Origin of the sequence: Pseudomonas sp. 43NM1 (assembly GCF_002836905.1) — a bacterium.
Taxonomy (GTDB): domain Bacteria; phylum Pseudomonadota; class Gammaproteobacteria; order Pseudomonadales; family Pseudomonadaceae; genus Aquipseudomonas; species Aquipseudomonas prosekii.
Map to the genome: position 1 here is coordinate 1 of NZ_MKGS01000162.1, position 17,252 is coordinate 17,252.

Annotated in this window: 15 protein-coding genes and 1 pseudogene; 9 read left to right on the top strand and 7 right to left on the bottom strand. The window is 61.0% G+C overall.

From position 1 onward, the window contains the following. The coding region (locus tag BI292_RS19425) for a DEAD/DEAH box helicase (RefSeq protein ID WP_157831283.1) at positions 1 to 621 on the bottom strand (621 nt) is incomplete at its 3' end. A gap of 273 nt (positions 622 to 894) precedes the next feature. Here BI292_RS19425 and BI292_RS19430 point away from each other — a divergent pair. Both BI292_RS19430 and BI292_RS19435 read left to right on the top strand, forming a co-directional pair. Then, positions 895 to 1,314, top strand: coding sequence for a polyribonucleotide nucleotidyltransferase (locus BI292_RS19430; protein ID WP_092277683.1), 420 nt, complete (start codon positions 895 to 897; stop codon positions 1,312 to 1,314). 29 nt (positions 1,315 to 1,343) lie between these two features. Then, on the top strand, positions 1,344 to 2,249 hold the full coding sequence (locus BI292_RS19435; RefSeq protein ID WP_092277681.1) for a cation diffusion facilitator family transporter: 906 nt from the start codon (positions 1,344 to 1,346) through the stop codon (positions 2,247 to 2,249). Here the strand turns inward: BI292_RS19435 and BI292_RS19440 are convergent. Next, positions 2,234 to 3,277 carry a DUF6515 family protein gene (locus tag BI292_RS19440; RefSeq protein ID WP_101208830.1) on the bottom strand — a complete coding sequence of 348 codons (1,044 nt, stop codon included), beginning with the start codon at positions 3,275 to 3,277 and terminating at the stop codon, positions 2,234 to 2,236. The genes BI292_RS19435 and BI292_RS19440 overlap by 16 nt on opposite strands. A 452-nt stretch (positions 3,278 to 3,729) precedes the next feature. Here BI292_RS19440 and BI292_RS19445 point away from each other — a divergent pair, with 452 nt between their 5' ends. Both BI292_RS19445 and BI292_RS19450 read left to right on the top strand, forming a co-directional pair. Next, positions 3,730 to 4,209 carry an Lrp/AsnC family transcriptional regulator gene (locus tag BI292_RS19445; RefSeq protein WP_007937367.1) on the top strand — a complete coding sequence of 160 codons (480 nt, stop codon included), beginning with the start codon at positions 3,730 to 3,732 and terminating at the stop codon, positions 4,207 to 4,209. 147 nt (positions 4,210 to 4,356) lie between these two features. Continuing rightward, complete coding sequence (locus tag BI292_RS19450; protein ID WP_092277677.1) at positions 4,357 to 4,566, top strand: DUF2788 domain-containing protein; 210 nt, start codon at positions 4,357 to 4,359, stop codon at positions 4,564 to 4,566. Here BI292_RS19450 and BI292_RS19455 read toward each other — a convergent pair. The 4 genes and pseudogenes from BI292_RS19455 to BI292_RS19475 all read right to left on the bottom strand — a co-directional run bounded on the left by BI292_RS19455 (position 4,561) and on the right by BI292_RS19475 (position 11,063). After that, positions 4,561 to 5,196, bottom strand: coding sequence for a pseudouridine synthase (locus BI292_RS19455; RefSeq protein WP_101208831.1), 636 nt, complete (start codon positions 5,194 to 5,196; stop codon positions 4,561 to 4,563). The genes BI292_RS19450 and BI292_RS19455 overlap by 6 nt on opposite strands. A 72-nt stretch (positions 5,197 to 5,268) precedes the next feature. Next, positions 5,269 to 6,768 (bottom strand): AMP nucleosidase, encoded by a 1,500-nt coding sequence (gene amn, locus BI292_RS19460; protein ID WP_167370433.1) that lies wholly within the window; start codon positions 6,766 to 6,768, stop codon positions 5,269 to 5,271. 190 nt (positions 6,769 to 6,958) lie between these two features. Continuing rightward, on the bottom strand, positions 6,959 to 8,605 hold the full coding sequence (locus BI292_RS19470) for an acyl-CoA dehydrogenase family protein (RefSeq protein WP_101208833.1): 1,647 nt from the start codon (positions 8,603 to 8,605) through the stop codon (positions 6,959 to 6,961). A 54-nt stretch (positions 8,606 to 8,659) separates the two neighbouring features. Then, a pseudogene (locus BI292_RS19475) lies at positions 8,660 to 11,063 on the bottom strand (7TM diverse intracellular signaling domain-containing protein). Between the two features lie 437 nt (positions 11,064 to 11,500). Between BI292_RS19475 and BI292_RS19480 the strand changes: the two are divergent. The 4 genes from BI292_RS19480 (at position 11,501) to BI292_RS19495 (ending at position 15,086) form a co-directional block, all read left to right on the top strand. Further along, complete coding sequence (locus BI292_RS19480; RefSeq protein WP_101208835.1) at positions 11,501 to 12,298, top strand: hydroxymethylpyrimidine/phosphomethylpyrimidine kinase; 798 nt, start codon at positions 11,501 to 11,503, stop codon at positions 12,296 to 12,298. A 70-nt stretch (positions 12,299 to 12,368) separates the two neighbouring features. After that, on the top strand, positions 12,369 to 12,995 hold the full coding sequence (gene thiE / locus BI292_RS19485; protein ID WP_101208836.1) for a thiamine phosphate synthase: 627 nt from the start codon (positions 12,369 to 12,371) through the stop codon (positions 12,993 to 12,995). Between the two features lie 28 nt (positions 12,996 to 13,023). Then, positions 13,024 to 14,307, top strand: coding sequence for a glutamate-1-semialdehyde 2,1-aminomutase (gene hemL / locus BI292_RS19490; RefSeq protein ID WP_101208837.1), 1,284 nt, complete (start codon positions 13,024 to 13,026; stop codon positions 14,305 to 14,307). Positions 14,308 to 14,531: 224 nt separating this feature from the next. Continuing rightward, entirely contained in the window at positions 14,532 to 15,086 is a 555-nt protein-coding gene (locus BI292_RS19495) for a tetratricopeptide repeat protein (RefSeq protein WP_092277663.1), read from the top strand. A gap of 178 nt (positions 15,087 to 15,264) precedes the next feature. Here BI292_RS19495 and BI292_RS19500 read toward each other — a convergent pair whose 3' ends face one another. Beyond that, positions 15,265 to 15,594: a DUF1820 family protein gene (locus tag BI292_RS19500; protein WP_007894425.1), complete on the bottom strand. Its 330-nt coding sequence runs from the start codon at positions 15,592 to 15,594 to the stop codon at positions 15,265 to 15,267. Between the two features lie 134 nt (positions 15,595 to 15,728). Here BI292_RS19500 and miaB point away from each other — a divergent pair, with 134 nt between their 5' ends. Continuing rightward, a complete protein-coding gene (gene miaB / locus BI292_RS19505) occupies positions 15,729 to 17,057 on the top strand; it encodes a tRNA (N6-isopentenyl adenosine(37)-C2)-methylthiotransferase MiaB (RefSeq protein WP_167370432.1) in 1,329 nt (442 codons plus the stop codon). Positions 17,058 to 17,252 lie beyond the last annotated feature (195 nt).

The following is a 17,252-nucleotide window of genomic DNA, read 5'->3' on the forward strand; positions in this document are numbered from 1 at the left end:
GGTCTGGACCAAACGTGGTTCGATGAATTCACCGGGCTGAAACGGCCGGCCCCAGCGCATCGCCACCGGGTACATCCGGCCTTCGCTGCGCAGGATCGGCGCACCGTCGAGCAACCCGGCGAGGCGCTCGCCTTCCAGCGTCGCTGACATCAGCAGGATTTTCAGCGGCTGGTCGTCACGAAACAGTTCGCGGCCATTCAGGCTCAGAGCCAGCGCCAGATCGGCGTCGAGGCTGCGTTCGTGAAATTCATCGAAGATCAGCAAACCGACGCCATCCAGTGCCGGATCATCCTGCAAACGCCGGGTGAGAATGCCTTCGGTGACCACTTCGATGCGCGTGTTCGGCCCGACTTTGCTGTCCAGCCGAATGCGATAACCGACGGTTTCGCCGACCTTCTCGCCGAGCTCACTGGCCAAGCGCTCCGCCGCCGCCCGCGCCGCCAGCCGCCGTGGTTCAAGCATCAGGATGGTCTGCCCGGCAAGCCACGGCTCATGCAACAAGGCCAACGGCACGCGCGTGGTTTTACCGGCACCGGGCGGCGCTTCGAGCACCGCTTCGTGGCGCGTCGCCAAGGCTTCACGCAGCGCGGGTAAAACTTCATCAATCGGCAGAGAATTCATGCTGGCTCCACAGGGCGTGCCCACAGTAAATTGCGAGTCGCAATTTCAGCCCGAAGGGCCGAACCGCAAAAAAATTCATTGGCCTTTACACGTTGTCGATCTGAAAAAAACAACTTCAATCCTCAGCGATTGCACTAGGGGTGAGACGCGGGCGCAATTTACTGTGGGCACGCCCTGCCGCCGCGAGTATAACGGCGAACTGCCAAGTGTTCGTTGCGGTCCTAATTCGTATCGACGACGCTTCGTTTCCAGATGACTCAGGAGATTTTTTCCATGCGTATTCCTTTTCGCCTGATCGGCGGTGTGCTGGTCGCGACCTTGCTGACCCAAGTCACCGCTTGCGGATCGATTTTCTATCCTGACCGGCGTGGCCAGATCGACGGCAAGATCGACCCGGCGATTGCCGTGCTCGATGCCGTCGGCCTGCTGTTTTATGTGATTCCCGGGCTGATTGCGTTTGCCGTGGACTTTGCCACTGGCGCGATTTATTTCGAGCCAGGCAAGACTGCGCAAGTGGCGCCGGAAAAACTCAAGGAAGCCATCGGCCCGGACGGTCAGGTGGATAACCGCAAGTTGCAGACCATTCTTGAAACCGAACTGGGCCGCAGCTTCCCGCTCGACGACCCACGCCTGATTCAGCACAAGGGCAGCACGCAGCAACTGGCGATGTTCGGCCTGCAACCTGCCGCCTGATTTGCGCACTTAAAGGACATGCCGCAGCTATGACCACCAGCCTCGAACACGCTCGCCTGCTGCGATTGGCGACCCGCGCCTCAGTGGCGGTGGCTTGCACGTTGATTGTTGCCAAAGCCATTGCCTGGTGGTTGAGCGGCTCGGTGAGCATGCTCGCCGGGCTGACCGACTCGGCGCTCGACGGCATCGCCTCGTTGCTCAATTTGCTCGCGGTGCATTACGCCTTGCGCCCGGCGGATGACGATCACCGTTACGGCCACGGCAAGGCTGAATCGTTGTCGGGCATGGCGCAGGCGTTGTTCATCGGTGGCAGTGCGGTGTTGATCGCGTTTCACGCGTTTGATCGCTTGCAACATCCGGAGCCGGTCGGCGCGCCGTGGGTGAGCATCGGCGTGATTGTTTTCTCCCTGGCGCTGACCGTGGCGTTGCTGATGTTGCAGCATCGGGTGATCAAGGCCACTGGCTCCAACGCCGTGCGCGCCGACTCGCTGCATTACCGTTCCGACCTGATGCTCAACGGCAGCATTTTGCTGGCGCTGGTGCTCGCCGGGTTTGGTTTCAACCAACTGGATGCGTGGTTTGGTCTGGGGATTGCCGCGTACATTCTCTGGAGCGCGGTGCAGATCGCCCGGGAAAGTTTTGCCGTGCTGATGGACGAGGAGCTGCCGACGGACGTCAGCCAGCACATGCTCGAATTGGCCTGCGCGGTGCCCGGCGTGTTGGGCGCGCATGACCTGCGCACACGGATTTCCGGTAATCACTGGTTTGTGCAGTTGCATCTGGAGTTGCCGGGGGAACTGACGCTGTCAGTCGCCCACGGCATCAGCGATCAAGCCGCCGAGGCGATTCATGCCGCTTACCCGCGAGCCGAAGTGCTGGTGCACGCCGACCCGCAGGAAGTGGTGTTGGCCGCCAAGGCTCAGAACGTCACCTGATAACCGCGACTGGCCAGGCAGTTGCCCTGCGCCTGTCGATAGGCCTGCACCACCGATGGATCAGGCTGATACGTGGCGGTTTGCGGGTTGAAGCCACTTTGCTGCGTCGCGTATTGCGAGCACTCGTAACCGTCCTGGGCGACTTGCTGCGGCGACTGGCCATTGGCCGGGTACGCCGTCACGTCGATCCCAGTGCTGGTCGGTTGCTGCGGCGCAACGCCGACCGGCGGCTCGACCACCACGTAATCCTGAGTGCTTTGCTGGTAGGCGTAATACGAACCGGCGGCAAGGAACAGCAGCGCGCCACCGACCCACACTTCGCGCGCGTAATCGGGCATGTATTGCACGCGAATCCCGCGCGGCGGCTGCACCACCACATAACGCGGACCTTGCGGGCGATACCAGTAGCCGCCGGAATAGTAGTAATCCTGGCCACGGTACGGCACGCGGAAATCGCGGTCCGGGAAGCGGTCGACCATCTGTCCGGGGCGATACTGCGGGCCCGGTCCCCAACCGTTGCCGTGGCCAGTCGGGCGACCTACCCAACGATAATCGTCGGGACGTGAACCAGGGCCGCCAGCCTGCCAATGCTGGTTGTTATCGTTGCGCCGCGGGATGTCCTGATAGTAACCACGGCGCGGTTCCTGGGTCTGGCGCACGGCGTCGGGCCGGGGCTGGATCGGCAGGCTGTTGGCCGGCAGCTGCGGCGGTGGCGGCGCCGGGCGAACTTGCGTATTGGCATCCCGTGGGCCACGGTTCTGCCATTGGCTGTTCTGGTTATGATCGTGGTTCTGGTTCTGACCGTCGTGCTCGAACTGGCGGCTGTTGTCGCCACGAATAATCTGGTTATTCTGCGGTCGCGGCTGATTCTGCTGCTCACCACCACGGCCCTGATTGTTACCCTGCTGCTCCGGCCCGCGCTGTCCACCCTGCGGGCCGCGACTTTGCGGGTCATCGGCGAGCGTTTGCGCGCTGACACTTACACACAGCAAACCAACACCGGCCAAACGCCAGATGCGCGACTTCATGCTCTTCCTCACTGCGGGTTAGGACCTGTACGTAAGACTGGGAAAGCACAGGCTCGTTCTGCAACAGGTTATCAGTCACGCAACTTATTTATTGAGCGCTGATTGGCTCAACGTCCTGCAATAAATCGCGGGCAAAAGAAAAGGGAGACCCGTCGGCCTCCCTTTGAGAACTTCGTCCGTGCTCAACGCTTTTGACGTTGGCTCACCTCACGCCGTCTTCTGGACAGTGTGTAGCTCGGGGGCCGGCGCATCCCCGGTGGGGGCTGGCGGCCGCAGCTGGCCTGATTGGGCGAGCCGCTGTGGACTGTTTGTCCGAGCAGTGATTCTGGTGTTAAGAATAGGCTCGAGGCGCTGGCACAGGATTGCGAAGATTGCTGAATTAAACATCACTTGCGCAATTTTTAACCCTGGATAGATAATCCGCCGCAATAGTTACGACAAAGGACTGATTGATGAGCAAACTCGACCGATACGACCTGAGCATTTTGGCGGAATTGCAGCGTGACGCGCGCATTTCCAACCAGGAGCTGGCCGAACGCATCGGCCTGTCGCCTTCACCCTGCTCGCGCCGCGTTAAACAGCTGGAGGACGACGGTTACATCTCGCGTCAGGTCGCGCTGCTGGACCGCAAGATGCTCGGCCTGAGCCTCACGGCGTACGTGTTGATCGGCATGGACCGGCACACGCCCGAGCGTTTCGAGAACTTCGAAGCGGCGATCCGCACCTTGCCACAAGTGCTGGAATGCAGTTTGGTGACGGGAATGGATGCCGATTACCAGTTGAAAGTGGTGGTGCCGGACATGGATCACTATCAGAAACTGCTATTGGGGCATTTGACCCGGATTGAAGGCGTGACCAGCGTTCGCTCGAGTTTTGTGTTGAATCAGGTGTTGAACAGCACCGAATTGCCGCTGACCCATCTGCGCAGTTAATCGTGGCGAGGGGGCTTGCCCCCGTTGATCGTTCCCAAGCTCTGCATGGGAACGATCAGCTTCCCGACGCAGGTCAATGCCCCGCGATCAGCGCATGGCGTATACTCGCCCCCGCCCTTTTAGCCCTGCCCGCGCTGGAGATGTTCGATGGATCCTGCACTATTCGAAGAGTGGATGATGACCGGCCTGGTCACCATCCTGATCGGTTTCATGGGTTTCATCGTCTGGGATCTGGCGAAAAAGTCCAAGGCCGGCAAGTTCGGCACGTTCATTCTGTTCTTCGTGCTGGGCCTGGGGATTCTCGCGTTCATCATCAAAAGCGTGGTTATCGCCTACATAGAAAACGGCTCGTCATAAGCGCGCCGGCACATCCTTCCACTGGCCCTGATCGAGCCCATCGATCGACCAGTCGCCGATTTTGACCCGCACCAGACGCAACGTCGGCAAACCCACCGCCGCCGTCATGCGCCGCACCTGCCGATTGCGCCCCTCACGAATCACCAGTTCCAGCCAACTGGTCGGCACGCTTTTGCGAAAACGCACTGGCGGGTTGCGCGGCCACAGCTCAGGTTCTTCAAGCTGCCGTGCCTCGGCGGGCAAGGTCATGCCATCGTTCAGCTCGACGCCATCACGCAAGCGCTGCAACTGCTCGGCGCTCGGCTCGCCTTCCACTTGCACCCAATAGGTCTTGGCCAGTTTGTGTTTCGGGTCAGCGATGCGCGCCTGCAGTTGTCCGTCATTGGTCAGCAACAGCAAGCCTTCGCTGTCACGGTCCAGGCGCCCGGCCGGGTAAATCCCCGGAATCTCGATGTAATCCTTGAGCGTCGCCCGCCCTTCGCCGTCGCTGAATTGCGTCAGCACATCAAACGGTTTGTTGAACAGGATCAGCTTCGGCTCGGCCGGCGGCGCTTTAGCAACACGGCGCGCGGCAGATTGCGGAGTATTCGCGCCAGGGCGGCGGGAAACGGGACGTTGAGGACGGGACATGGCAAAAGGAACATCTAACGGTCAGGGCTGCTAATGCTAGTGCCCCGACCGCCAAATGACCATGACCAACCGTTAGCGGAACGGCGGCTCGTCGAAGCTGCGCAGTTTGCGCGAGTGCAGGGAGTTGAGCTCGGTGCGCAACAGGTCCACCGCTTCGATGCCGATCTTCAAGTGCTGGCTGACCGCGCGTTCATAGAAAGCGTTGGCCGAACCCGGCAGTTTGATTTCACTGTGCAGCGGTTTATCGGAAACGCACAACAAGGTGCCGTAAGGCACGCGCAAACGATAACCCTGGGCGGCGATGGTGCCGCTTTCCATGTCCACGGCAACCGCGCGGGACAGGTTGATCAACGGCCGTTCCTGGGCCCAGCGCAGTTCCCAGTTGCGGTCGTCGTAGGTCAGCACAGTGCCGGTGCGCAGGCGTTTCTTCAGCTCGTCGCCCTTCTCGCCGGTGACGTTGGCCGCTGCTTGTTGCAAGGCCATTTGCACTTCGGCCAGCGCCGGGATCGGGATGTTCGGCGGCACCACACGGTCGAGAATCCCGTCGCGGCGCATGTAGGCGTGGGCCAGCACGTAGTCGCCAATGGTCTGCGACTGCCGCAGGCCGCCGCAGTGGCCGATCATCAGCCAGCAATGCGGGCGCAGCACGGCCAGGTGATCGGTGATGTTCTTGGCGTTGGACGGGCCGACGCCGATGTTCACCAGCGTCACGCCGTGGCCATCGTTGGCGATCAGGTGATAGGCCGGCATCTGGTAACGGTGCCAGACCACGCCGGCAGCAATCGCCGACGCCTCGCCATGGTCCATGGTTTTTTCGATGATCACGTTGCCCGGCAACACCATGCGCACAAAACGCGGATCGCTGCGCAACTGCTCCAGACCGTGGACGATGAACTGGTCGACGTAACGGTGGTAGTTGGTCAACAGAATCCACGGCTGCACATGACGCCAGTCGCTGCCGGTGTAGTGCACCAGTCGGCGCAGGGAGAAATCCACACGTGCCGCATCGAACAGCGCCAGCGGCAGCGGATCGGTGTTTTCCCAATCGTAGAGGCCATCGGCGATGCCATCGGTGGCGGCGGACAGGTCGGTACTCGGGAACACCCGCGCCAGCACCGCAGCGGTGACGCCGGAACCGGCCAGCTCATCGCCCTGCTCGACCACGTACGGATACGGAATGTTTTGCTGGCTGACGCCGACTTCGACCGTGACGGTGAAGTCGTGCATCAACGGCACCAGTTGCTCCAGCAGGTACTTACGAAACGCCGCCGGATGGGTCACGGTGACGCTGTAAGTGCCGGGCAACTGCACTTTGGCGTAGGCGCGAGTGGTTTGTGGGACTTCGCCCTGGCACAGGTAGGTCAGGCGCAATTCGGGATAACGAAACATCGCACGCTGTTCGGCGTCGGGTTCGATACGGTCCTTGAGGTAACGCTTGAGCGCCTGATTCAGCGCAGAGGTTGCCTGCTCATGCAGGACGGCGAGCCGGTCGACGGCTTGTTCGGCGGTTTGAACAACAATAAACGCTTCGGTCACGATCAGCTTCCTGTGTTCTGACTTGCAGGCGTTCATCTTGCCTGCATCGTCGGCGGACGGGAACAGTGACGTGTTGATACAAATCGCCGCAATCAGCGCAGTCCCCTTCAGCACAAGCCCCTGTGGGAGCGAGCTTGCTCGCGATGACGGTGTAACAGGCGACTTTGTTGTCGACTGTCTTACCGCTATCGCGAGCAGGCTCACTCCTACAGGGGATTTGTGTTGTTTAGAGAGGTGGGGTTGAGCGCGCGACGAGCGCTTCGACATCCAGCCCGCGCGGCAACGCGCCATACACGCGCCCCGCCGAGCCGAGGCGGCTGGCGATAAACCCATCGCTGACCGCCGCGTTCCCCGCTTCCAGCAGCAGCTTTGCCTGCAAACCGAGGGCAATGTCTTCGGTCAATTGCCGGGCGCGGTACTGGATGTCGCTGGTGTCCTTGAACGCGCTGTGCAATTGGCTGATATGCGCGGCCAGACGCTTGTCGCCGTGGCCATCGCCGAGTTCACTGAACAGCACATCAAGCACGCCCGGCTCTTTCGACAAGGCGCGCAGCACGTCGAGGCATTGCACGTTGCCGGAACCTTCCCACGTCGAATTGACCGGCGCCTCACGGTACAGGCGCGGCAAGATGCTTTCTTCGACATAACCGGCGCCGCCCATGCATTCGGCGGCTTCGTTGATCATTCCCGGCGCGCGTTTGCAGATCCAGTATTTGCCCACCGCCGTCACCAGTCGGGCGAATTTGGCTTCGTGGCTGTCGTCCAGATGATCCAGAGCCTGGCCCATGCGCAAGCTCAATGCCAGCGCGGCTTCGCTTTCCAGCGCGAGGTCGGCCAGCACGTTTTGCATCAATGGTTGTTCGCTGAGCAACTTGCCGCCGACGCTGCGGTGCGCGCAGTGATGGCTGGCCTGGGTCAGCGCCTGACGCATCAAAGCGCTGGAGCCGACCATGCAATCGAAGCGCGTCATCGCGACCATTTCGATAATCGTCGGTACGCCGCGCCCTTCTTCGCCGACCATCCATGCCAGCGCGCCGCGAAATTCGACTTCGCTGGACGCGTTCGAGCAATTGCCGAGCTTGTTTTTCAGACGCTGGATGTAGAACTGATTGCGCGTGTCGTCCGGGCGATGGCGCGGAAGCAGGAAGCAGGTCAGGCCTTTGTCGGTCTGGGCCAACGTCAGAAACGCATCGCACATCGGCGCCGAGCAGAACCACTTGTGCCCCACCAGTTCATAAGCCTGACCCGGCCCGGCAGCGCCCACCGGAAAGGCTTTGGTGGTGTTGGCGCGGACGTCGGTGCCGCCCTGTTTTTCGGTCATCGCCATGCCGATAGTGACGCCGGCCTTGTGCGCCATGCCGACGTTACGCGGGTCGTACTCGGTGGCGAGAATCTTCGGCAACCAGTGCTCGGCGAGGTCCGGTTGCAGGCGCATGGCCGGGACGCTGGCAAATGTCATGGTCAGCGGACAACCGCTGCCTGCCTCGGCCTGACTGTGCAGATAAGTCATGGACGCGCGGGCGACATGCGCGCCGGGCTGCGGCTGGGTCCATGGCAACGAGGTCAAACCGTGCTCGACCGCCGTGCGCATCAACTGGTGATACGCCGGGTGAAATTCCACCAGATCGATGCGATGGCCATAACGGTCATGGCTGACGAACACTGGTTTGTTCTGATTGGCGAGGAACCCGGCTTCCATCAGCGGCCCGCCGGCCAGCGCGCCATAGGCGTCAATCCGCGACTCGGCCCAACCGGCGCCAAACCGTCGCGACCACTCCTGCAACGGCAGGTCGATGCGATAGAGGTTGCTGCCGTCCAGCGACGGTGGCTGGTTGGTGACTTCGTGGGTTTCGGCGAACTGATGCAGGTTCATGACGGGGTTCCTTGGGTCAGCCAGAGGGCCAGTTAAGCACCGCCCCTCGGCTGATCAAAGTGTCATAAGCGCCGAACTGTCGGCGCTTTCACCCTGCCTCGCTGCACAGCACGCGGCGATGCAGCGCGGCTTGCAGGTCTTCGAATTTCAGCGGTTTGTTCAGGAAATCAATCAGCGCGCCGCTCGGGCACTGTTCGCGGTCAACACTCGGGGCAAGCATGAACACCGGCAAGTCGGCACAACCCGGCACACCGCGAATCTGGCAGCACAACGACGCGCCGTTCTGCGCCGGCAACTGGCAATCGAGCAGCACCGCGTCGAAGCGCTCGCGTTCCAATAGCTGCAACGCAGTCGCGGCGCTGTCAGCGGTACGCACGCGAAAGCCGAGTTTCAGCAGCATGCCGCGCATGACCAGTTGATTGATGCCGCTGTCATCGACCAGCAACACCGTGCAGTCCTGCGGCAACCGCGAACGCGGCAAATCGCGGCTCATGTACGGTGCCGGCGCGGATTCGACCACGGGCAATTCGACTTCTATATCCAGTTGAAAACGGCTGCCGCTGCCCGGCTCGGAACGATGGGTCAGTCGGCCGCCAAGCAATTCGACCAGTTGCCGACAAATCGCCAGGCCCACGCCGAGGCCGCCATATTCGCGAGTCATCGAACCGTCGAGCTGGAAGAAGCGCTGATACAGAGTCGCCTCGCCCAGATCGGTGAAACCGATGCCGGTGTCGATCACCGCGAAGGACAGCGCCATCCGCCCGGTTTCCAGCGGTTTGCCGCTGACCCGCAGCGCAACGCCGCCGACGCGGGTGAACTTGATTGCGTTGTCGAGCAGGCATTCGAGGCATTGCGCGAGTTTGCTGCTGTCGCCGATCAAACGATCCGGCAGCCCGGGCGTGACATCGACTTTCAGATCGAGGGATTTGCCCGAGGCATTGCCGTCGAACTGCACGCGCAAGGCTTCGACCACACCGCGCAAACTGAAAGTCGCCGCAGACGCCTTGAGCTTGCCGGCCTGCAATTCGGTGAGCGTGAGAATGCCGTTGACCATGCGCATCATGTCCCGCGCCGAACCGGCGGCGGTTTGCTGGTATTGCTCCAGTTCCGGGTCCATCTCGACGGTTTGCATCAACTCCAGCGAACCGATCACGCCATTCATTGGCGTGCGCAATTCGTGGGTCAGGGTGGCGAGGAATTCGTCTTTGAGCTTGTTGCTGCGCGCCAGTTGCTGGTTGAGCACTTCAAGCTTTTGCCCGGCATCGAACAGCGTTTGCGCCTGTTGCTCGCGCATGGCGTTGATGCGGTCGGCCAGCGCCAGCGACAGCAGCGCCACTTCAATGGCCGAGCCGATCTGGCTGGCGTACATGGTCAGGAACACGTTCGGCAGGTAACCCAGGACCATCAGCGTATTGACGATGCCGCCGAGCAAAAACGCCGACCAGGCAATGATGAAATACCGCGCCACCCGCAAGCCGCGCAGCCAGACCAGAATACCGGCGGCGAAAATCACCACGGTAAACAGCAACGCCAGGGTCGTCGCCAACCGCAGCGCCAGCGCATAACTGGTCATCAGCGACAACCCGACCACTACCGCGCCAAACGCGATCAGCCCCAGCAACAAACGATCGAGCCAGCGACTGTGCTGGGCGGTTTGCAGGAAGCTGCGAGCAAACTGGCTGCCGAACAGCCCCGCGCAACCAATGAAAAACGGCGTCGCGGCGTTGGCCCACCACGGGTTGTTCGGCCAGAAATACTCGACTGCCGCGCCGTTCACTGACAGCTGATACAAGCCGAACGAGGCGATATAGAAGATGTAATAGAGGTAACTGGTGTCGCGCACGCTGAGGAAGATGAACAGGTTGTAAACCACCATCCCCAGCAGCACGCCATAGATCAGCCCGAGCACATAGAGGCGCACCGGCTGTTCTTCGAGGTATGCGGTGCTCGACCATAAAGTCACCGGCGCCTGGATCGAACCTTGGCTTTGCAGGCGCAGGTAAACGGTGCGCGCCTGTTCGGGTTTGAAGTTCAGATTGAACAGGTAGTTGTTCTGGCGAATTTCGCGGCTGTCGAACGGCAGCGCATCGCCGGTGCGGCGGCTGAGCTGATAGTCGCCGGCGGCATCGGGCAGGTACAGGTCGAGATGATCGAGCGGCGGATACGCCAGTTCGAGCAACCAGGTGCGGCGCGCCTCGGGGTTGGTCGGACGATAAAGCAGGTCGATTTTCAGCCAGAACACCGAACGCGAATAACCGGCGTTGAGCGTGGCTTTGTCGTGGGGTTTGAAGTTTCCGGCAGCGTCTTGCGCGCGAACATCGGCAATGGTCGCCTGACCGTCCGCGTCCTCGAACACCTGCATGTCCCGACCCAGGGGCAGGCTCTGGGTGAACTCATCAAATTCAACGGCACTCGCCAGGAGGGGCAAGCACAACAGCAACATCAGCAAATAGCGCATTTAAGCCCCAGCGTGGCCTGTCCGGTCCTGTCAGGAAGCCCCCCCATTCCTTTTGAGTAGACGTAAAACCGGTAATACCTGTTATTAGTTTGGATCCACTCTAGCATAGCCGTTGATGGCCATTGAGCACCATTGAAATTTTTCCTACAAGGGCTCTAGCACGGGCGTTCCAGCGCTATGCATTGAGATAGAGCCGTCGGCATGCCGCCCGGAGTTCGCTTGGGTATGTAGCAGCTGCCGAGGTACGAGGCTGCGTTCGGCTGCGAAGCAGTCGTGAAATCAGGCGATGCGGTGTATCAGGAAGACCGCGTGCTCAGGTTTGACGACTGCTGCGCAGCCGAACGCAGCCTCGTGCCTCGGCAGCTGCTACGGGGTGCTTTGCCGTTGCTACTGGGCGCTCATGACTCGCTGGTCGTCTGGTGGTAAGCTCGCGCACCATGAATATCTACAGCTCTCGCCCCGTTGTCCTCTGTCTCTCCGGCCACGACCCAAGTGGTGGCGCCGGCTTGCAGGCAGATATCGAAGCCCTGCTCGCTCAGGGTTGTCATGCGGCCCCGGCCGTCACTGCGCTGACTGTGCAAGACACGGTCAACGTCACTGACTTCCGCGTCCTCGACCGCGAGTGGGTGTTGGCTCAGGCCAATGCCGTGCTCAACGACTCCGAAGTCGCGGCAGTGAAACTGGGCATGCTCGGTTCGCTGGCCATGGTCGACACCGTGGTCGAGCTGCTCTCGGCGCATCCGCATTTGCCAGTGGTCTGCGACCCGGTGCTGCGGGCCGGTGGCGGCGGACGCCTGGGCAAGGACGAGGTCGGCTACGCCATGCGCGAACGCCTGCTGCCGCTGTCGATCATTGCCACGCCCAACCTGCCCGAAGCGCGGATCCTCGCCGAACTGCCTGAAGGCACCGCCGACGAGTGCGCGGAAAAACTCCTGCCGTTCGTCAAACACCTGCTGATCACCGGCGGCCATGGCGATGAGCTGGAAATCCACAATCGCCTGTACAGCCGCGACGGTCGCCGCGAAACCTTCACCTGCCAGCGTTTGCCCGGCAGTTATCACGGTTCCGGTTGCACCTTGGCCAGCGCGTTGGCCGGTCGTCTGGCCCAGGGTGAAAACCTCGCCAGCGCCGTGCAGACCGCGCTTAACTACACGTGGCGGACCCTGCGCGATGCCGAGCAACTGGGCAAAGGCCAGTTCGTGCCGCGCCGCTTGCCGCTGGATTTCTGTTCATAACGCTGGTTCGCCAATGCGTTCGAAACAGCTTGTTCGACACTTTGATGCGTAAAGCGCAGAGGCTTGCCCGATGAAACTACGTGGCCTGTACGCCATTACCGACAGCCAGTTGCTGGCCGGTAAATTCCTGTCCTACGTCGAGGCGGCGCTGGAAGGCGGCGTCACCCTGCTGCAATATCGCGACAAAAGCAGCGATGACGCCCGCCGCTTGCGTGAGGCCGAAGCGCTGCGCGAGTTGTGTGATCGCTACAAGACAACATTGATCATCAACGACGACGCCGAACTCGCCGCGCGCCTTAACGTCGGCGTGCACCTGGGCCAGACCGACGGCCCGCTGACGCCGGCACGCGCCTTGCTCGGTCGCCTGGCGATCATTGGCTCGACGTGCCACGCGCAACTCGAACTCGCCGAGCAAGCGGCCAAAGAAGGCGCCAGTTATGTCGCGTTCGGGCGCTTTTTCAATTCCAATACCAAACCCGGCGCGCCGACCTGCAGCCTCGACTTGCTCGACCAGGCGCGCAGCAAACTGCACCTGCCGATCTGCGCGATCGGCGGCATCACCCTCGACAATGCCGCGCCGCTGGTGGCCCACGGCGTCGATCTGCTGGCGGTGGTGCATGGCCTGTTTGGCGCCGAGAGCACGGCTGAAGTGACCCGCCGCGCCCGCGCCTTCAACGAACTGCTTTGCATTAAGTAGCTTAAAAATTCTGATTAGAGAGCCCAACATGTCTCGTTCCGAAACGCTGTTTGCCAATGCCCAGAAACACATCCCCGGTGGCGTCAACTCGCCGGTCCGCGCGTTCAAGAGCGTGGGTGGCACGCCGCTGTTTTTCAAACACGCTGAAGGCGCCTACGTCACCGACGAAGACGACAAGCGTTATGTCGATTACGTCGGCTCGTGGGGCCCGATGATCCTCGGCCACAGCCATCCGGACGTGCTGGACGCGGTGCGCAAACAACTGGAACACGGCTTGTCCTACGGCGCGCCGACGGCGATGGAAACCGAGATGGCCGACCTGGTCTGCTCGATCGTGCCGTCGATGGAAATGGTACGCATGGTCAGCTCCGGCACCGAAGCGACCATGAGCGCAATTAGGCTGGCCCGTGGTTTCACCGGCCGCGACGCCATCATCAAATTCGAAGGCTGCTACCACGGCCACTCCGACAGCCTGCTGGTCAAGGCCGGTTCGGGCCTGCTGACCCAGGGCGTACCGAGCTCCGCAGGTGTGCCGGCGGACTTCGCCAAACACACGCTGACCCTGCCGTTCAACGACATCGACGCGGTCGAAACCATGCTCGGCGAAGTGGGCCAGGACGTGGCGTGCATCATCGTCGAGCCCGTCGCTGGCAACATGAACTGCGTGCCGCCGGCGCCAGGTTTCCTCGAAGGTTTGCGGACTCTGTGCGACAAGCACGGCGTGGTGCTGATTTTCGACGAAGTGATGACCGGTTTCCGTGTCGCTCTTGGCGGCGCCCAGGCGCATTTCGGCGTGAAGCCAGACCTGAGCACGTTCGGCAAAATCATTGGCGGCGGGATGCCGGTCGGCTGTTTCGGCGGCAAACGCGAAATCATGTCGCACATTGCGCCGCTGGGCCCGGTCTATCAGGCCGGCACCTTGTCGGGTAACCCGCTGGCGATGGCCGCTGGCCTGACCACGCTGCGCCTGATCAGCCGTCCGGGTTTCCATGACGAGCTGACCGACTACACCAGTCGCCTGCTCGATGGCCTGCAGCAACGCGCCGATGCCGCGGGTATTCCGTTCGTGACCACGCAAGCGGGTGGCATGTTCGGTCTGTACTTCAGCGGCGCCGACGACATCGTGACCTTCGAGGACGTGATGTCCAGCGACGCCAATCTGTTCAAACGCTTCTTCCACTTGATGCTGGAAGGTGGCGTGTACCTGGCGCCGAGTGCGTTCGAAGCCGGTTTCACCTCGATTGCCCACGGCGAAACCGAGTTGCAACTGACGCTGGACGCTGCCGAACGCGCCTTCGCCGCATTGAAATAAAGCTGTGCCGCTGACGTTGGCGATTGCCAGCGTCAGCATTTACCTACATTTGCCGGTCTTTTCCTGTGCGTGTGCCGATAATCTTCCACAAACTGGACGATATATTCCCCACGCAGCAGAAAAACGAGTAAAGACTTTGTAAGGTTGGCCCTGCTTATTTCATAATGCGCGCTTATTGGATCCCTCGATGGGTCCGCGCGCCCTTCAGAGGTAAGTCGATTCCCATGAACCGCACCGGCCGCACCCTTGCATTGGGCTGCCTGTTGCTCCTTCAGCCCCTGCTCGCGCACGCACAAGCAGGCGGCAACTCGTTGTTGATCCCAGCGATGGGTCGCTGCACCCTCAATACTCAGCCGCAAGACCTGACGCAAGCGCTTGCCGCCTGCCAGAAAGCGGCGGATGAAGGGGATGCGCAAGCACAATACGAGTTGGGTGAGTTCTACTACGACGGCCAAAATGCGCCGCGTGACCTCGATAAAGCGCTGAAATTTTTCGAAAAGGCCTCGCTGCAAGGTCACGCCCAGGCGCAATACAAACTCGGCAGCATGTTTTTCCACGGCGAAGGCGTACCGGCCAATAACGTTCAGGCGTACATCGTGCTGAAAATGGCGGCGGTCAATGGCGCCGAAGATGCGCTGGACACGGCTGACGAAGTCGCCGAGAAAATGCCCCGCGAAGATCTGGAAGTTGCCACGCAAGTGCTGGGGCAAATCTTCCGTAAATACCTGATGGAATTGCAAAGCGCGGATGGGCGAACGCCGTTTTCGCCATTGCCTTGACTGCCGCGAGGGCATTTGTGGCGAGGGGGCATGCCCCCGTTCGGCTGCGTAGCAGTCGTAATGTCAGCAAACGCGGTGTGTCTGAAGGGTAGCGTTGGATGATTTCAGGGCTGCTTCGCAACCCGACGGGGGCAAGCCCCCTCGCCACAACAAGCTCCGCTAGCCAATCAACTCGCTTCTACTTCTCAGGCATCGGCATCGGGAACGGCATGACGTTGCCGACTGCACCGCGGGCTTCGCTGATTTTCGGCGTGCCGAGGCGCTCGACTTCATCGATGCGCACAATCGAATGCATCGGCACAAAACTGCGCACCACGCCTTCGAACTGAGCCTTGAGTTTTTCTTCGCTCGGGTCGACGACCACTTGTGTGCGCTCGCCAAAGACGAACTCTTCCACTTCCAGAAAACCCCACAGATCACTTTGATAGATCTGCTTGGCATACATTTCGTACACCTGGCCCTGGTTGAGGAAAATCACCTTATAGATTGGGGCTTCACGTTTGGTCATGGTGGGCGGGCAACACATCGGGGATAAAAATGAGGGCGCGAACTATAGCATAGCCACCGGACGCACAGCGGTAGGAACCTTGGGACATGTTCCCTATAATGCGCGGTTCTTTGAATCACGTGATGACTCTTTCCATGGCCAAGAAGCTTTACATCGAAACCCACGGTTGCCAGATGAACGAGTACGACAGCTCGCGCATGGTCGATCTGCTGGGCGAACATCAGGCCCTGGAAGTCACCGCTCGCGCTGAAGATGCCGACGTGATCCTGCTCAACACCTGCTCCATCCGCGAGCGCGCCCAGGATCGGGTTTACTCGCAGCTAGGCCGCTGGCGCGAACTGAAACTGGCCAACCCGGACATGGTGATCGCCGTCGGCGGTTGCGTGGCCAGCCAGGAAGGCGCGGCGATCCGCGACCGCGCACCGTACGTCGACGTGGTTTTCGGCCCGCAAACCCTGCATCGCCTGCCGGAAATGATCGACGCCGCGCGCGCCACCAAGCTGCCGCAAGTCGACGTCTCGTTCCCGGAAATCGAAAAGTTCGACCATTTGCCCGAGCCGCGTATCGACGGCCCGAGCGCTTATGTGTCGGTGATGGAAGGCTGCAGCAAATACTGCACGTTCTGCGTAGTGCCTTACACGCGTGGCGAAGAAGTCAGCCGGCCATTCGACGACGTGATTGCCGAGATCATTCACCTCGCCGAAAACGGTGTGCGCGAAGTGACCCTGCTCGGGCAGAACGTCAACGGCTATCGCGGGACCACCCACGACGGGCGCCTGGCGGACCTCGCCGAGCTGATCCGCGTCGTCGCCGCCGTCGATGGCATCGACCGGATTCGCTACACCACCTCGCACCCGCTGGAGTTTTCCGACAGCCTGATTCAGGCGCACGCCGACGTCCCGGAACTGGTGAAACACCTGCATTTGCCGGTGCAATCGGGTTCGGACCGCATTCTGTCGGCGATGAAGCGCAACCACACTGCGCTCGAATACAAGTCGAAACTGCGCAAACTGCGCGCCGCCGTGCCGGGGATTTGCATCAGTTCGGACTTCATCGTCGGGTTCCCCGGCGAAACCGAGAAAGACTTTGAGCAGACCATGAAGCTGATCGAAGACGTCGGTTTCGACTTCTCCTATTCCTTCGTTTATAGCCAGCGCCCGGGCACACCCGCAGCTGACTTGGCCGACGAAACGCCGGAAGCGTTGAAAAAGGAACGCTTGAACGCGCTGCAACATCGCTTGAACCAGCAGGGTTTCGAGATCAGCCGACAAATGGTCGGGTCGACTCAGCGCATTCTGGTCACCGATTATTCGAAAAAAGACCCGGGCGAGCTGCAGGGGCGGACCGAGAATAACCGCATCGTCAACTTCCGCTGCGACAACCCGACATTGATCGGCCAGTTCGCCGATGTGCACATCGACGCCGCGCAACCGCACTCGCTGCGGGGCTCGTTGATCCAATAATCACCACCATTACCTGTGGGCGCGGGCCACTGTGGCGAGGGGGCTTGCCCCCGTTCGGCTGCGAAGCAGTCGCAAATTATTTGGGACCGCTTCGCGATCCAACGGGGGCAAGCCCCCTCGCCACAGGTTGAGGGCAAAAATCAGCATCTTATTTAAGAGCTTTCGCACCCAGCCCTCTGGCGTTATCCTTGATTT